Source organism: Marihabitans asiaticum (genome assembly GCF_007828725.1).
Classification (GTDB): domain Bacteria; phylum Actinomycetota; class Actinomycetes; order Actinomycetales; family Dermatophilaceae; genus Marihabitans; species Marihabitans asiaticum.
Window position 1 is genome coordinate 281,383 of sequence record NZ_VIUW01000003.1, and the last position, 13,880, is coordinate 295,262.

General features: G+C 71.2%; 17 protein-coding genes and 1 pseudogene. 12 read left to right on the forward strand and 6 right to left on the reverse strand.

Annotated features, from left to right (window positions below):
* The first annotated feature begins 62 nt into the window (after nt 1-62).
* The gene (locus tag FB557_RS09430; RefSeq protein WP_144857361.1) at nt 63-800 is read left to right on the forward strand and encodes a pyrimidine reductase family protein; all 738 of its coding nucleotides are present in this window, start codon (nt 63-65) and stop codon (nt 798-800) included.
* Here FB557_RS09430 and FB557_RS09435 read toward each other — a convergent pair.
* Nucleotides 801-1,277, reverse strand: a pseudogene (locus tag FB557_RS09435) (agmatine deiminase family protein); the annotation flags it as partial.
* A 97-nt stretch (nt 1,278-1,374) separates the two neighbouring features.
* On the opposite strand from FB557_RS09435, the gene FB557_RS09440 reads away from it, so the two are divergent.
* Entirely contained in the window at nt 1,375-1,575 is a 201-nt protein-coding gene (locus FB557_RS09440) for a hypothetical protein (RefSeq protein ID WP_144857363.1), read from the forward strand.
* Between the two features lie 32 nt (nt 1,576-1,607).
* Here the strand turns inward: FB557_RS09440 and FB557_RS09445 are convergent, their stop codons facing one another.
* The 4 genes from FB557_RS09445 to FB557_RS09460 all read right to left on the reverse strand — a co-directional run bounded on the left by FB557_RS09445 (nt 1,608) and on the right by FB557_RS09460 (nt 4,678).
* Entirely contained in the window at nt 1,608-2,105 is a 498-nt protein-coding gene (locus FB557_RS09445) for a DUF2306 domain-containing protein (protein ID WP_144857364.1), read from the reverse strand.
* Between the two features lie 3 nt (nt 2,106-2,108).
* The gene (locus FB557_RS09450; protein WP_144857365.1) at nt 2,109-2,522 is read right to left on the reverse strand and encodes a MarR family winged helix-turn-helix transcriptional regulator; all 414 of its coding nucleotides are present in this window, start codon (nt 2,520-2,522) and stop codon (nt 2,109-2,111) included.
* Nucleotides 2,523-2,615: 93 nt separating this feature from the next.
* A complete protein-coding gene (locus tag FB557_RS09455; RefSeq protein ID WP_144857366.1) occupies nt 2,616-3,647 on the reverse strand; it encodes an agmatine deiminase family protein in 1,032 nt (343 codons plus the stop codon).
* Nucleotides 3,644-4,678: a nitrilase-related carbon-nitrogen hydrolase gene (locus tag FB557_RS09460; protein ID WP_144857367.1), complete on the reverse strand. Its 1,035-nt coding sequence runs from the start codon at nt 4,676-4,678 to the stop codon at nt 3,644-3,646. Before FB557_RS09460 ends, FB557_RS09455 begins: the two co-directional genes overlap by 4 nt.
* A gap of 62 nt (nt 4,679-4,740) precedes the next feature.
* On the opposite strand from FB557_RS09460, the gene FB557_RS09465 reads away from it, so the two are divergent.
* Genes FB557_RS09465 through thpR form a run of 5 tightly spaced genes read left to right on the forward strand, consistent with a single transcriptional unit; the run spans nt 4,741 to nt 8,166 of the window.
* On the forward strand, nt 4,741-4,986 hold the full coding sequence (locus FB557_RS09465; RefSeq protein WP_342778930.1) for a DUF3046 domain-containing protein: 246 nt from the start codon (nt 4,741-4,743) through the stop codon (nt 4,984-4,986).
* An 11-nt stretch (nt 4,987-4,997) separates the two neighbouring features.
* Nucleotides 4,998-5,939 carry an ABC transporter ATP-binding protein gene (locus tag FB557_RS09470; RefSeq protein ID WP_144857369.1) on the forward strand — a complete coding sequence of 314 codons (942 nt, stop codon included), beginning with the start codon at nt 4,998-5,000 and terminating at the stop codon, nt 5,937-5,939.
* On the forward strand, nt 5,939-6,742 hold the full coding sequence (locus tag FB557_RS09475; RefSeq protein WP_144857370.1) for an ABC transporter permease: 804 nt from the start codon (nt 5,939-5,941) through the stop codon (nt 6,740-6,742). The genes FB557_RS09470 and FB557_RS09475 overlap by 1 nt, the downstream gene beginning before the upstream one ends.
* The gene (locus FB557_RS09480; protein ID WP_144857371.1) at nt 6,739-7,575 is read left to right on the forward strand and encodes an ABC transporter permease; all 837 of its coding nucleotides are present in this window, start codon (nt 6,739-6,741) and stop codon (nt 7,573-7,575) included. The genes FB557_RS09475 and FB557_RS09480 overlap by 4 nt, the downstream gene beginning before the upstream one ends.
* A gap of 27 nt (nt 7,576-7,602) precedes the next feature.
* Nucleotides 7,603-8,166 (forward strand): RNA 2',3'-cyclic phosphodiesterase, encoded by a 564-nt coding sequence (gene thpR / locus FB557_RS09485; protein WP_144857372.1) that lies wholly within the window; start codon nt 7,603-7,605, stop codon nt 8,164-8,166.
* Nucleotides 8,167-8,183: 17 nt separating this feature from the next.
* On the opposite strand, the gene FB557_RS09490 is transcribed toward thpR, so the two are convergent.
* Entirely contained in the window at nt 8,184-8,498 is a 315-nt protein-coding gene (locus FB557_RS09490) for a VOC family protein (RefSeq protein WP_144857373.1), read from the reverse strand.
* 272 nt (nt 8,499-8,770) lie between these two features.
* Between FB557_RS09490 and recA the strand changes: the two genes are divergently transcribed.
* The 5 genes from recA (at nt 8,771) to FB557_RS09515 (ending at nt 13,877) form a co-directional block, all read left to right on the forward strand.
* Nucleotides 8,771-9,847, forward strand: coding sequence for a recombinase RecA (gene recA, locus FB557_RS09495; protein WP_144857374.1), 1,077 nt, complete (start codon nt 8,771-8,773; stop codon nt 9,845-9,847).
* A gap of 20 nt (nt 9,848-9,867) precedes the next feature.
* Entirely contained in the window at nt 9,868-10,407 is a 540-nt protein-coding gene (locus FB557_RS09500; protein WP_246074647.1) for a regulatory protein RecX, read from the forward strand.
* A 142-nt stretch (nt 10,408-10,549) separates the two neighbouring features.
* Entirely contained in the window at nt 10,550-12,112 is a 1,563-nt protein-coding gene (locus FB557_RS09505; RefSeq protein ID WP_144857661.1) for a circularly permuted type 2 ATP-grasp protein, read from the forward strand.
* Nucleotides 12,112-13,035: an alpha-E domain-containing protein gene (locus FB557_RS09510; RefSeq protein ID WP_144857375.1), complete on the forward strand. Its 924-nt coding sequence runs from the start codon at nt 12,112-12,114 to the stop codon at nt 13,033-13,035. Before FB557_RS09505 ends, FB557_RS09510 begins: the two co-directional genes overlap by 1 nt.
* Nucleotides 13,032-13,877 carry a transglutaminase family protein gene (locus tag FB557_RS09515; protein ID WP_144857376.1) on the forward strand — a complete coding sequence of 282 codons (846 nt, stop codon included), beginning with the start codon at nt 13,032-13,034 and terminating at the stop codon, nt 13,875-13,877. The genes FB557_RS09510 and FB557_RS09515 overlap by 4 nt, the downstream gene beginning before the upstream one ends.
* Nucleotides 13,878-13,880 lie beyond the last annotated feature (3 nt).

The following is a 13,880-nucleotide window of genomic DNA, read 5'->3' on the forward strand; positions in this document are numbered from 1 at the left end:
CAGGACCGACAGCCCCCCGTCACATCTGCAGGGCAGGGGCACGAGGATGGCATCCTGCGGCCGTGCCGACCCTTCGCCGCCTGCTCCCCACCCCCGCCGACAGCGTCGACGCGGGCACCGAGTACACCTTCGCCTCACGACCCGGACCGGTCGTGCGCTCGAACATGGTCTCCAGCGTCGACGGGTCCGGTGTCCTCGACGGTCGCTCCGGGCCGCTCTCGGGAGCGGTGGACCTCGACCTGCTCCTGCTGCAGCGCTCGCTCAGCGATGTGGTGCTCGTCGGGGCGGGCACGGTGCGAGCGGAGGGGTACGGCGCCGTGCGCACCCGGCCGCAGGACATGGACCATCGCGGCGACCGGCCGCTGCGCCACCCGCAGCTCGCCGTGGTCAGTGCCAGCCTCGACCTCGACCTGTCCTCGCCGGCCTTCGTCGACGCCCCCGAACGGCCGATCATGATCACCTGCGCGACCGCTCCACCCGGCCGGATCGAGCGCGCCGGGGAGGTCGCCGAGGTGATCGTCGCCGGCGAGCGGCGGGTCGATGCCGCACGGGCGGTGGATGAGCTGGCAGCCCGCGGGCTGACCCGGATCCTTAGCGAAGGGGGGCCCAGCCTCCTCGGTGACCTCGTCGCCGACGACCTCGTCGACGAGCTGTCGATCACCATCTCACCGACACTCGTCGGCGGCGGAGATGCCAGTCGCATCACCGGCGATGTGCCGGCCCCGGCCCCTCGGGGACTGGCCCTGGCCGCCGCATACGAGGCCGACGACTTCCTCTTCCTGCGCTACGGACGAGCCTGATCAGAGCGCCGGCTGCTGCTGGGTGATGCAGTGGATACCCCCGCCGCGGTCGAAGAGGGGTCGGGCGTCGACGCCAACGACCTCGCGGTCGGGGTAGGCCTCGCGCAGCACCGCGAGCGCCTCCTCGTCGCGCGGGTCGTCGAAGACGCACGCGACCACCCCGTCGTTGCACACCAGGTGGTTGATGTAGCTCCAGTCGACCGGACCCTCGTCGTCGGTGAGGGTGCGAGGTGCCGGCACCCGGACGACCCGCAGCGGATCCCCCTTCGCGTCGGTCGCGGCCGCGAGCACCGCCTCGGCCTCCCGGCTCACCTCGAAGTCCGGGTGCGACGGGTCGTCCTGCCAGTGCAGCAGCACGACGCCCGGCTCGGCGAAGCACGCGACGATGTCGACGTGCCCACGGGTGCCGAACTCGCCGCAGTCGCGGGTCAGCCCGCGCGGCAGCCAGATCGCGGTGCTCACCCCGAGACGAGACGCTCGTCCAGGCGCTCGCCGACGACATCCGGCACCTCGTCATCGCCGAGGCCCACGACGTCGAAACCCTGACCCAGATCGGCATCGACGAGGACACCCTGTGCATCCTCGAGTGACCGACGTCGAGGCCTCGCTGCTTATCATGACCGCGCTCACGGCGCTCGGCGTGCGGGAGATCTGGGCCAAGTCCGGGTCCGCCCAGCACACGACCGCGCTCTCTCGGCTCGGGGCGGACCGGATCATGCAGCCCGAGCGTGAGGCCGGGCTGGCGATGGCCGAGGAGATCCTGTCTGGGCGGTGATCCCGGCAGCTCCCCTCGCCCCGCACCGACCGTCAGTCGGGCGGACGAAGGGGTGCTGCCGGCAGGGCAGCGCGGTCGGCGAGGAGGCCGCCGAGCCGGATGACGACCCAACTCGTCGCCGCCACGGCGAGGAGGGCTGCGAGGGCCCCGGTCGGGTGGTCGAGGGCGAAGGTCGGCAGCGTCCGATCGGGGACGGCGACGGCGGCGACGAAGGCACCGCACAGCCCGAGCCAGCTGCCGGTCATGGCGCCTCGGTGCGCGCGGACGTCGCCGGCGCGGATGCGCCAGATCCCGAGGGAGAGCGAGACGAGCGTGACGATCGAGAGGACGTGCAGCAGGCTGAAGGACCCGTTGTTGAGGTCGCGCAGACCGAAGGAGGACAGCGCGACGTAGAGCATCAGCCCGACCCAGACCCGGCCGACGAGGACGTGGCGGGCATCCCCCTTCGTCCGGCGGAAGAGCTGGTAGCCGCCGAGCGGCAGCGCGACGAGTGCGGCGGCGAGGTGGGTCACGAGCAGGTCGTCGGTCAAGGCTCAGCCCTCCTCTACCGTCTCGGCGAGCCGACGGACGTCGGCGGCCATGGCCTCCGGGTCGATCCCGAGCGACCGGGCGAGGTCGTCGAAGGAGCTGCCGAGCACTGCGCTCGCGTCATCGACGAGGCGGCGACCCGCGTCGGTGAGGTGGAGCGCCCGGCGGTTGCCCGTCCCGGGGACGCGTTCCGAGGCCATCGCCCCACCCGCAACGAGCGCCGCGACCGTCCGGCTCGTCGCCGGCTCGCTGACCCCGATCGCCTCGGCGAGGTCTCGCTGGGTCAGGCCGGGCTGCTCACCGGTGACGAGCAGGACGACGTAGCGGGAGTAGCTCGTCCCGAGGGCCGCGAGGCGGCGGTCGGCCTCGCGGTCCATGCGTCGCACGAGGACGTGCAGGTCGTGTGCAAGAGTGCCCATGGGTACATACTTGCAGAGGTAACTTAATGAAGCAAGATAATCGCTCAGGCGGTGCGACTCCGCCGAGTGCGGTGGGTCGGCCCAGGGCGCTCCTCAGATTGCCGGCTGCTGCTGGGTGATGCAGTGGATACCCCCGCCGCGGTCGAAGAGGGGTCGGGCGTCGACGCCAACGACCTCGCGGTCGGGGTAGGCCTCACGCAGGACGGCGAGCGCCTCCTCGTCGCGCGGGTCGTCGAAGACGCACGCGACCACCCCGTCGTTGCACACCAGGTGGTTGATGTAGCTCCAGTCGACCGGACCCTCGTCGTCGCGGAGGGTCCGCGGGGCCGGGACGCGGACGACCCGCAGCGGGTCCCCCTTCGCGTCGGTGGCGGCGAGCAGGACGGCCTCGGCCTCGCGGCTCACCTCGTGGTCGGGGTGCTCCGGGTCGTCCTGCCAGTGGAGCAGGACGACGCCGGGCTCGCTGAAGCAGGCGACGATGTCGATGTGCCCACGGGTGCCGAACTCGTCGTAGTCGCGGGTCAGCCCGCGCGGCAGCCAGATCGCTGTCGTCACCCCGAGGCGAGCGGCGAGCTCGGCCTCGATCGACTCCTTCGTCGCGCCGGGGTTGCGGCCGGGGTCGAGCTGGACCGTCTCGGTGAGCAGCACCGTGCCCTGCCCGTCGACGTGGAAGCCGCCGCCCTCGTTGACGATCGGCGAGGGCAGGTGGGTGGCGCCGGCGACGTCGGTGACGAGCCCAGCGACCTGCGCGTCGCGGCTCCAGCTGGCCCACTCCTGGCCGCCCCAGCCGTTGAAGACCCAGTCGACGCCGCCGAGCCGGCCGTCGGCGATGACGAAGGTGGGACCGATGTCGCGCATCCAGGCGTCGTCGAGGTCTGCCTCGACGATATCGATCTCGTGCTCGGAGCCGGTGCCGAGGTGCTCGCGGGCCACCCCGACGTCGGGCGGGGTGACGACCATCGTCACCGGCTCGAAGCGGGCCACCGCGCGCGCCACGGCAGCCCAGGTGCGCCGCGCATCGTCGGCCTCCTCGACAGTCGCGCCGAGCGTGTAGCCGGAGCTCGGCCAGGCCATCCAGGTGCGGTCGTGACGCTCCCACTCAGCCGGCATCCGCCAGTCGGTCATCTCTCGACCTCGGTGCCCTGCGTCACGGCGTGCGGGTCGACGCGCTCGTGCTCGGGCCTGATCGGCTCGGCAAGCACGCCGTAGGTGTCGGGCCGCCGGGTCGAGAGGAAGGGGAAGAGCGCGAGCCAGTCGTCGCGCTGCGCGAGATCGAGGTCGGCGACGAGCACCGCCTCCTCGTCGCGCGGCGCCTGGACGAGCACCCGGCCGTACGGGTCGGAGATGAAGGACGAGCCGTAGAAGTCGTTGACCCCTTCGTCGCCGGTGCGGTTGGGCACGACCATGAAGAGCCCGTTGGCGATGCCGTTGCCGACGATCACCTGCTGCCACAGCGGCTGGGTGTCGAAGTCGGGGTGGTCGGGCTCGGACCCGATCGCGGTCGGGTAGCAGAGCACCTGCGCGCCCCCGAGGGAGTAGGCGCGGGCCACCTCGGGGAACCACTCGTCCCAGCAGGTGGGCAACCCGAGGCGAAGGGGGGAGGACCCCCCTTCGCCCAGCGCCACCTCGTGCACCGGGTAGGGGTCGTCGGCCGGGCCCGCCCGGAAGTACTTGTCCTCGTAGTACCCGGCGGTGACGGGGATGTGGGTCTTGCGGGTGCGGGCGACGATCTCGCCGTCCGGGCTGATCACGACCGCGGTGTTGTAGCCGAGCCCGTCGGGCTCGGTGCCCTCGTCGGAGCCGTCGGGTCGCTCGGCCCGCTCGTACAGGGACGCGTGGACGAAGACGCCGTGCTCACGCGCGGCCGCGCGGGCGAAGGTGACGGTGGGGCCGTCCTGGAGGGACTCCGCGCCCGGGCCGGGAGGCTCGGTCGGCAGCACGTCGGCGGGGTAGCGCAGCAGGGTGATCTCGGGCAGGAAGACGATCTGCGCGCCGGCGCTCGCGGCCTGGCCGATCGCGTCGGTGAGCACGCGCACCAGCTCGTCCCCGTCCTCGCGCCAGGAGTGCTGGACCAGGGCGACCCGCACCGGGGCCGCGGTCGGCTCCTGGGTCCGGGCCAGGCTGGTGGGGACCTCGTCGGCTGTGATGAGTCGCACGCTCCGCAGTATGCCCGCCTGCGGTGACAGCGCCGGCCCGCGGTTACGGTGCAGTGGTGCGGATGAGTCAGTTCTGGTCGCTCATGGAGGGCGAGTTCGGCGCCGGGTACGCCCATACCCTGGCGCGCCACCACGTGCTTGAGGCGCTCGGCGGGCGCACCGTGAACGAGGCGCTCGACGCCGGCCTGCCGCCGCGGCAGGTGTGGCACGCGATCTGCGACGCGATGGACGTCCCCGAGTCCCGCCGGCTGGGGGAGGACACCACGATGGACGTCCCGCGCTCGGTCACCGACTCGATCGGGGAGTAGCCTCACCCCTCGTGCCCATCCTCCTCGCCCGCGGCCTGACCAAGACCTTCGGCGACTTCGAGGCGGTCAAGGGCATCGACGTCGAGGTGGCGAAGGGGGAGGCCTTCGGCTTCCTCGGACCGAACGGCGCCGGCAAGTCCTCGACGATGAAGATGGTCGCGGCGACCTCGCCGCGGACCGGGGGCGAGCTGAGCATGTTCGGCCTCGACCCCGACGTCGACGGCGCGGCGATCCGCGCCCGCCTGGGCAGCTGCCCGCAGCAGGACAACCTCGACGAGGAGCTGACCGTCGAGGAGAACCTCCACGTCTACGGCCGCTTCTTCGGCCTACCACGGGCGGTGATCCGCGAGCGCACCGAGGAGCTGCTCGACTTCGCCCAGCTCACCGAGCGCCGCCGCGACAAGGTCGAGCCCCTCTCCGGCGGCATGAAGAGGCGCCTGACCATCGCCCGCGCACTGGTCAACGACCCCGACGTGCTGCTCCTCGACGAGCCGACCACCGGCCTGGACCCGCAGGCCCGGCACGTGCTCTGGGACCGGCTCTTCCGGCTCAAGCGGCGCGGGGTCACCCTGATCCTCACCACCCACTACATGGACGAGGCCGAGCAGCTGTGCGACCGGCTCGTCGTGATGGACCACGGCCGGATCGTCGCCGAGGGCTCGCCGCGGGCGCTGATCCAGGAGCACTCCACCCGCGAGGTCCTCGAGCTGCGGCTGCCGGTCGACGGGCACGACGAGAGCGACGGCGGGCACACCGAGCTGGCTCACCTCGTCGAGGGCGTCGGGGAGCGGGTCGAGGCGCTGCCGGACCGCCTGCTGATCTACGCCGACCATGGCGACGCGGCGCTCGAGACGGTGACCGACCGCGGTCTGCAGCCGGTCAGCGCGCTGGTGCGCCGGTCCACCCTCGAGGACGTCTTCCTCCACCTCACCGGTCGGACCCTGGTCGACTGATGACGAGCGAAGGGGTGGCCCCCCTCGTCCCGCCGGGTCCCCGGCGCGTCGGGCTGGCGGCGGAGTACTTCCTCCGGGTCTGGCGGCGGACCTGGGTCGGGTCGGTCTTCAGCCGTTTCGGCGGGCCGCTGCTCATGCTGCTCGCGCTCGGGATCGGTCTCGGGTCGCTCGTCGACGACAGCTCCGGCGGTGTCGGCGGGGTCGGCTACCTTTTCTTCGTCGCCCCGGCGCTCATCGCGGTGCAGGGGATGATGGACGCCGCGCAGGAGTCGATGTGGCCGGTCTACGGCTACTTCACCTGGAACCGGATGTACCACTCGATGCTCGCGACCTCGCTCACGGTCACCGACGTCGTGCTCGGGCACCTGTCGGTCATCGCGATGCAGTCCGCGATCGCGTCGGCCGCCTTCGTCCTCGTCGCCTCGCTCTTCGGAGCCTTCGCCTCCTGGTGGGCGTTGCTGTCGATCCCGGTGGGGGTGCTGACCTGCCTGGCGTTCGCGACCGTGCTGTTCGGGGTGACCTCGCGGGCGCGTACCGACGGCGTCTTCAACGTCGTCTTCCGCCTCGTCATCACCCCGCTCATGCTCTTCAGCGGCGTGTTCTTCCCCGTCGACCTGCTGCCGACCGGGATGCAGGTCCTCGCCTGGGTCACCCCGCTCTGGCACGGCGTGGAGCTCTCCCGCGACTGCGCCACCGCGAGCGCCGACGTCATGTCCCTGGTTCACCTGGCGGTGCTGCTCGTCTTCGTCGCCGGCGGTCTGGTCCTCGCCCTGACCGGGATGCGCAAGAGGTTGGTGTCATGAGCACGACCGCCCGCCCCTCGGCTCCGGCGTCGCCGCGCACCGTGCCCCCGATCACGCCGGGGCTGATGCTCTGGCGCGGCGTGGTGGCCCGCAACGTGACCGCCTTCCGACGGCAGTGGCTGATCTTCCTCACCGGGCTCGCCGAGCCGGTCTTCTACCTGCTCTCGCTCGGCATCGGGGTCGGGGCGCTCGTCCCGAGCGTCACCGCCGAGTCCGGCCGCGTCGTCGAGTACGCGGTCTTCGTGGCCCCGGCGATGCTCGCGAGCTCGGCGATGATGGGCGCGGTCATGGACTCGACGTTCAACGTCTTCTTCAAGCTGAAGTACGCCAAGCTCTACGACGCGATGCTCGCCACCCCGATCGGGCCGCGCGACGTCGCGACCGGTGAGGTCGTCTGGTCCCTCATCCGGGGAGGGGCGTACGCGCTCGCCTTCTTCCTCATCGCCCTCGGGATCGGGGTGGTCGACCCCTTCGCCAACCCGTGGGCCTGGCTCGCGGTCCCTGCGGCCCTGCTCATCGGTCTGGCCTTCTCCGGGGTCGGGATGTTCGCGACGACCTTCATGCGCAGCTGGGTGGACTTCGACTGGATCTTCCTGGCGATCCAGCCGCTCTTCCTCCTCTCGGCGACCTTCTTCCCGCTGTCGACCTATCCGGACTGGGCCGAGCCGGTCGTCATGCTCAGCCCGCTGTACCACGGCGTGGCACTGGAGCGGGGGCTGATGCTCGGCGACGTCGGGCCCGGGCTGCTGCTCCACGTGCTCTATCTCGTCGTGCTCGGGGTGGCGGGTGCGTGGGGTGCCGCCCGCCGGATCGAGACCCTGCTGCGCTCCTGAGGCGCCTCGACCTGGCACAGTGCCGGCATGGGGCAACGGATGTTCGTCTCGGTGGGCCTGCCCGACCCGGTGCGCGAGGACCTCGCCGACTTCCTCGCGCCGCGCGAGGGGATGCCCTGGATCGACCCGGCGCAGTGGCATCTCACCCTGGCCTTCATGTCCTCGGTCCACGAGGCGCGGACGGACGAGCTGACCGAGCGGTTGGCCGAGGCTGCCGGCCGGGTCGCCCCCTTCGCCCTACGGCTCACCGGGGCCGGGTGCTTCCCGGACCCGACCCGCGCCTCGGTCCTCTGGCTCGGCGTCGACGACGCCGCCCGAGAGCCGCTCACCCATCTGGCCGCGTCCAGCCGGGCAGCCGCCAACGTCACCGGCGCCACGCCGGAGGGCAAGGCCTTCGTCCCGCATCTCACCCTCGCCCGGCTGCGCCGGCCGATCGAGGCCACCCGGTGGCTGCGGGTCCTCGACACCTGGACCAGTGACCCCTTCGTCGTCGACTCGGTCGAGCTGGTTGCCTCCTACCTGCACGAAGCGGCGAAGGGGAGACCCCGCCACGAGGTCCTGGCCTCCCTGCCCCTGGGGTCGGGCGGGTAGCCCGCATCGGGCGACGGTCAGGCGACGAAGAGGCAGAACGGGTGGCCGGCGGGGTCGGCGACGACGAAGAGGGGCTCCTCGGGATCGTCGGACCGGTCGAGCAGGACCCGGCCCCCGAGCGAGACCGCCCGGTCGACCTGCTGGAAGGCCAGGGCAGGGGAGCCGTCGGGGTAGCGCAGGTTGAGCCAGTCCGCGTCGTCCTCGCCCTTCGTGGGTGGCTCCGCCTCCTCGCGGTAGACCAGGCCGAGGAGCTGCCGGTAGAACTCCGCGAGCTCGCGCACGTTCTCGGCGTCCAGCACGGTCTGGCGCAGCCGGGGCAGGGGGTGGTCCATCACCCCATGATGGCGCCGCGTGCTGGCTCGGTGGCGTCCCGCAGACGACACGCGGCGTGTCGCGCCACCCTTGCCCAGGCTCGAACAGGTGTTCGGGATAGTGTCATCCACAGTGATCGCCGCGGCGACGCCACGATCCACAGCCTCACGGCGGCTGCGGATCGTTGTCGGTGGTGATCTCTAGCGTCTGACCAGGACGCGAGAAGTCCGACCGACGGTCCTGGTCGCCGGTGGGCGCGCACGACACGAGCAGAAGGAAGCAGGTAGCGCACATGGCAGACGTCACCGCCATCGACAGCAAGCTCCACGAGCAGAAGCTGAAGTCCCTCGAGAACGTCATGGGTCAGGTTGAGAAGGCCTACGGCAAGGGCGCGGTCATGCGCCTCGGCGACGACATCCGTCCGCCGATCTCGGTCATCCCGACCGGCTCGATCTCCCTGGACATCGCCCTGGGCATCGGTGGCCTGCCGCGAGGCCGTGTCGTCGAGGTCTACGGCCCGGAGTCCTCCGGTAAGACGACGGTTGCTCTGCACGCGGTGGCCAACGCCCAGCGGGCCGGCGGCATCGCGGCCTTCATCGACGCCGAGCACGCGCTCGACCCCGAGTACGCCAAGAAGCTCGGCGTCGACACCGACGCGCTCCTCGTCTCCCAGCCCGACACCGGTGAGCAGGCGCTCGAGATCGCCGACATGCTCGTGCGCTCCGGGGCGCTGGACATCATCGTCATCGACTCGGTCGCGGCGCTCGTCCCGCGCGCCGAGATCGAGGGCGAGATGGGTGACAGCCACGTCGGTCTGCAGGCCCGGCTCATGAGTCAGGCCCTGCGCAAGATCACCGGTGCGCTGAGCACCTCTGGCACGACGGCGATCTTCATCAACCAGCTGCGCGAGAAGATCGGGGTGATGTTCGGCTCGCCGGAGACCACGACCGGCGGCAAGGCGCTGAAGTTCTACGCCTCGGTCCGTCTCGACGTCCGCCGGATCGAGACCCTCAAGGACGGCACCGACGCCGTCGGCAACCGCACCCGGGTCAAGGTCGTGAAGAACAAGGTCTCCCCGCCGTTCAAGCAGGCCGAGTTCGACATCCTCTACGGCCATGGCATCTCCCGCGAGGGCGGCCTGATCGACATGGGGGTCGACCAGGGCTTCGTGCGCAAGGCCGGCGCCTGGTACACCTACGAGGGCGATCAGCTCGGCCAGGGCAAGGAAAACGCGCGGAACTTCCTCAAGGACAACCCCGAGCTCGCCGACGAGATCGAGACCAAGATCAAGAGCAAGCTCGGCATCGGTGTCCAGCCCGAGGAAGCGGCAGACGCCGAGCAGGTCGAGGACGTCCCGGTCGACTTCTAGAGCAGCGCCCCAAGGGACTCGTGAGCACCGTGCACAGCACCCCGCCGCCCGAGCCACGCGAGCAGCCGGATCCCGATGCCGATCCGCACGCCGTGGCCCGGGCGGTGGTGCTGCGCATGCTCACCGGATCGCCGAAGTCGCGCTCGCAGCTCGAGCAGGGGCTGAGGCGCAAGGGCTGCCCCGACGACGTCGCCGCCACCGTGCTCGACCGCATGGAGGAGGTGGGCCTGGTCGATGATCAGGCCTACGCCCGCGGCTTCGTCCGCTCCAAGCAGGAGGGGCGAGGGCTCGCCCGCCGGGCCCTGCAGCACGAGCTGCGGGCCAAGGGCGTCGACGAGGAGACCGCCCGGGAGGTGCTGGGCGACATCGAGCCCGAGGACGAGCGCGAGATCGCACGCCGGCTGGTGGACAAGAAGCTGCGCTCGATGCACGGCCTGGACCGAGCCGTGCAGACCCGGCGCCTCGCCGGCATGCTCGCGCGCAAGGGACACGGCGGCGAGGTCTCGCGCCAGGTGATCTCCGAGGCGCTCGACGCGCTGCCCGAGCATCGGCGCGACTGACCAGCCGTGAGCGGCGCCCCGATTGCATAGGGTGGGCGGCGTGAGTCAGGCGCAACGACAGTCCCAAGGTTCCGCGGGCCAGAGCCAGAGCCAGTCCCAGGGCCTCTTCAGCGGCTACGCCGCCGGCGAGGCGTGGGACGAGATGATGTCCGAGGAGGGGCAGCCGCGGGCTCCCTTCAAGCCGATCCATCACACGCTGCGGGAGATGGACCCCGAGAGCTTGAAGGAGCGCGCCGACGCGCTCGCGTCGATGTTCCTCGACCAGGGCGTCACCTTCGACCACGCGGGTGAGGAGCGGCCCTTCCCCCTGGACGCCGTGCCGCGCGTCATCGACGCCGACGCGTGGGCGGACGTCGAGCGGGGCGTGGCGCAGCGGGTGGATGCCCTTGAGCACTTCCTCGACGACATCTACTCCCGGCAGGGCAGCATGCCCCGCGCGGTCGACGACGGCATCATCCCCTGGCGCCTCATCGCCACCTCAAGCCACTTCCACCGCGCCGTGGCGGGTCTACGACCGGCGAACGGCGTGCGGGCCCATGTCAGCGGCATCGACCTCATCCGCGACGAGAACGGCGACTTCCGTGTCCTCGAGGACAACGTCCGGGTGCCCTCGGGTGTCTCCTACGTCATCGCCAACCGCCGCGCGATGGCCAACGTCTTCCCCGAGGCCTTCGCCACCATGCGGATCCGCCCGGTGCACGAGTACCCCCGCATGCTCCTGCGAGCGCTGCGCGCCGCGGCTCCCGAGGGCCGTACCGACCCGACGGTCGTCGTGCTCACCCCCGGTGTCTACAACAGCGCCTACTTCGAGCACACGCTCCTCGCCCGGATGATGGGCGTCGAGCTCGTCGAGGGGCGCGACCTCGTCGTGCGCAACGGCGAGGTCAAGATGCGCACCACCCACGGCGAGGAGCGCGTCGACGTCATCTACCGGCGCATCGACGACGACTTCCTCGACCCGGTGCACTTCCGCCGCGACTCGATGCTCGGCGTCACCGGGCTGATCTCCGCCCTTCGCGCGGGACGAGTCACACTGGCCAACGCCATCGGCAACGGCGTCGCCGACGACAAGCTCGTCTACTCCTACCTGCCGGACCTCATCCGCTACTACCTGGAGGAGGACCCGATCCTCCCCAACGTCGACACCTACCGGTGCAACGAGCCCGAGCACCTGCAGACCGTGCTCGACCGCCTCGACGAGATGGTCGTCAAGCCCGTCGACGGCTCCGGCGGCAAGGGCCTGGTCATCGGGCCCAAGGCCACCGGCCAGGAGCTGGACGAGCTGCGTGCCAACCTCGAGCGCGACCCGCGGGGCTGGATCGCCCAGCCCGTCGTCCAGCTCTCCACCGTCCCGACCCTCATCGACGGCAAGCTCCGCCCACGCCACGTCGACCTGCGCCCCTTCGCCGTCAACGACGGAGACAAGGTCGAGGTCGTCCCCGGCGGCCTCACCCGGGTCGCCCTCCCCGAGGGCCAGCTGGTCGTCAACTCCAGCCAGGGTGGCGGCTCCAAGGACACCTGGGTGCTCGCCGGGCGCAACGTCCGCGTTCCGTCGAACGAGGCAGCCGAGATGATCCTGCTCAGCAGCCAGCGCCCGCACAGCAGCGACGACGACGCACCCCCGACCGAGCCGCTGGACTCCGAGCCCAGCCCCACGCAGACCTCACCGCCCCAGGCGGTCCCGACGACGGGGGAGGAGAGCTGATGCTCAGCCGGATCGCCGACTCGTTGTTCTGGATCGGGCGCTACATCGAGCGCGCCGACGGCACCGCCCGGATGGTCGACACCCTTCGCCTCTCGCTCATCGAGGACCCGGCGCAGAACGAGAACTACACCTCCTCGATGCTGCTCGGCGGGATCATGGGGTACGACGAGATCAACCCCGAGGTGGGCTACGAGGAGGTCGCGCGTCAGCTCGTCTTCGACGCCGCCAACCCCAGCGCCATCTCCGGCTCGTGGCTCGCCGCGCGCGAGAACGCTCGCCGGGCACGCGAGACCCTCTCCACCGAGCTGTGGGAGGTCATCAACACCTCCTGGCACCGGTGGAACGGGCTCGGGACGAAGGCGGCCACCCAGCAGCACCTCGGGTGGGTGCGCGAACGCTCCGCGCTCGTGGCCGGCATCGCCGACGTCACGATGAGCCACGACGACGCGTGGAACTTCATCTGCCTCGGCCGATCTCTCGAGCGCGCGGACATGACCGCACGGATCGTCGCCACGGGGGCCCTCGACTGGGGTCCGAGCTGGGGGGTCGTCCTCTCCAGCTGCGGCGCGCAGCAGGCGATGCTGCGGACCATGCGCGGCGTGATCACCGACCGCAGCGCCGCGGCCTTCCTCAGCCTCGACCGCCGCTTCCCGCGCTCGGTCCTCGCCTCGCTCGAGGACGCCGAGCGTCGCCTCATGACACTCGCGCCCGACAACGACCGGGTCGGCTTCTCCGACGAGGGCCGCCGCATCCTCGGCGAGATGCGCAGCCGGCTCGAGTACAACGACCCCGACCACGTCCTCGCCGACCTGCCCAACCAGATGCGCCAGGTCCAGGACGCCGTCACCGCGGCGTCCGAGGCCATCGGCGACCGCTACTTCAAGTCAGCTCCGGTCCAGGAGTGGACGGGGGAGATCCTGTGAGCACCCGACGGCACCGCATCGTGCACCGGACGATCATGCGCTACGAGGACGACGTCGTCGCCTCGCACAACGAGCTGCGAATGATCCCGGTCGACGAGCCCGGGCAGACGACCGTCGAGGCACGCATCCGGGTGCGCCCGCACTCCTTCAGCCATCACTACACCGACCACTGGGGCACCGAGGTGATGGCGGTCGAGGTGCAGGTGCCCCACCGGGTCCTCGAGATCGAGGCCAGCTCGATCGTCGAGCGCTCCGAGCTGCCCGTCGAGGTGCAGACCAGCGGGTGGGACGCGCTGGCGGACGAGGCCACCTGCGACCTGCTGAGCGAGTACCTCAACATCGGGCCGCGCAGCCAGCCGCCCGCCGACCTCCAGGAGATCGCGAAGCAGGCGCGTGAGGAGCCGACCCCGCGCGCCGCCGCGCGCTTCGTCGTCGAGCGGGTGCACGAGCGGATGGAGTACGCGAAGGGGGCCACGAAGGTCTTCGAGAACGCCGCCGATGCGTGGGAGCGGGGTCGCGGCGTCTGCCAGGACTTCGCGCACATCACCATCGGGGCGCTGCGCTCGATCGGTGTCCCCACCCGCTACGTATCGGGGTACGTCGCGCAGGAGTCCGAGCTGCAGCGCGGCGAGGACTGCCCCGGTGAGTCGCACGCCTGGATCGAGGTGTGGGACGGCGCCTGGCTGCCCTACGACCCGACCAACCTCACCCAGGTCGACCTCGACTACGTCGTCGTCGGGCGGGGACGCAACTACGACGACGTCTCGCCGTTCCGTGGCATGTACGCCGGCCCCGAGCTGAGCGAGCTCGACGTCGAGATCACGGTGACTCGGGTGAGCTGAGCC

What these genes read in the sequence shown, in the direction of transcription:
- FB557_RS09450 (WP_144857365.1), bottom strand. Translation starts at nt 2,522, where the DNA reads ATGGGCACTCTTGCACACGACCTGCACGTCCTCGTGCGACGCATGGAC.
- FB557_RS09455 (WP_144857366.1), bottom strand. Translation starts at nt 3,647, where the DNA reads ATGACCGACTGGCGGATGCCGGCTGAGTGGGAGCGTCACGACCGCACC.
- FB557_RS09465 (WP_342778930.1), top strand. Translation starts at nt 4,741, where the DNA reads ATGAGTCAGTTCTGGTCGCTCATGGAGGGCGAGTTCGGCGCCGGGTAC.
- FB557_RS09475 (WP_144857370.1), top strand. Translation starts at nt 5,939, where the DNA reads ATGACGAGCGAAGGGGTGGCCCCCCTCGTCCCGCCGGGTCCCCGGCGC.
- FB557_RS09480 (WP_144857371.1), top strand. Translation starts at nt 6,739, where the DNA reads ATGAGCACGACCGCCCGCCCCTCGGCTCCGGCGTCGCCGCGCACCGTG.
- thpR (WP_144857372.1), top strand. Translation starts at nt 7,603, where the DNA reads ATGGGGCAACGGATGTTCGTCTCGGTGGGCCTGCCCGACCCGGTGCGC.
- FB557_RS09490 (WP_144857373.1), bottom strand. Translation starts at nt 8,498, where the DNA reads ATGGACCACCCCCTGCCCCGGCTGCGCCAGACCGTGCTGGACGCCGAG.
- recA (WP_144857374.1), top strand. Translation starts at nt 8,771, where the DNA reads ATGGCAGACGTCACCGCCATCGACAGCAAGCTCCACGAGCAGAAGCTG.
- FB557_RS09505 (WP_144857661.1), top strand. Translation starts at nt 10,550, where the DNA reads ATGATGTCCGAGGAGGGGCAGCCGCGGGCTCCCTTCAAGCCGATCCAT.
- FB557_RS09510 (WP_144857375.1), top strand. Translation starts at nt 12,112, where the DNA reads ATGCTCAGCCGGATCGCCGACTCGTTGTTCTGGATCGGGCGCTACATC.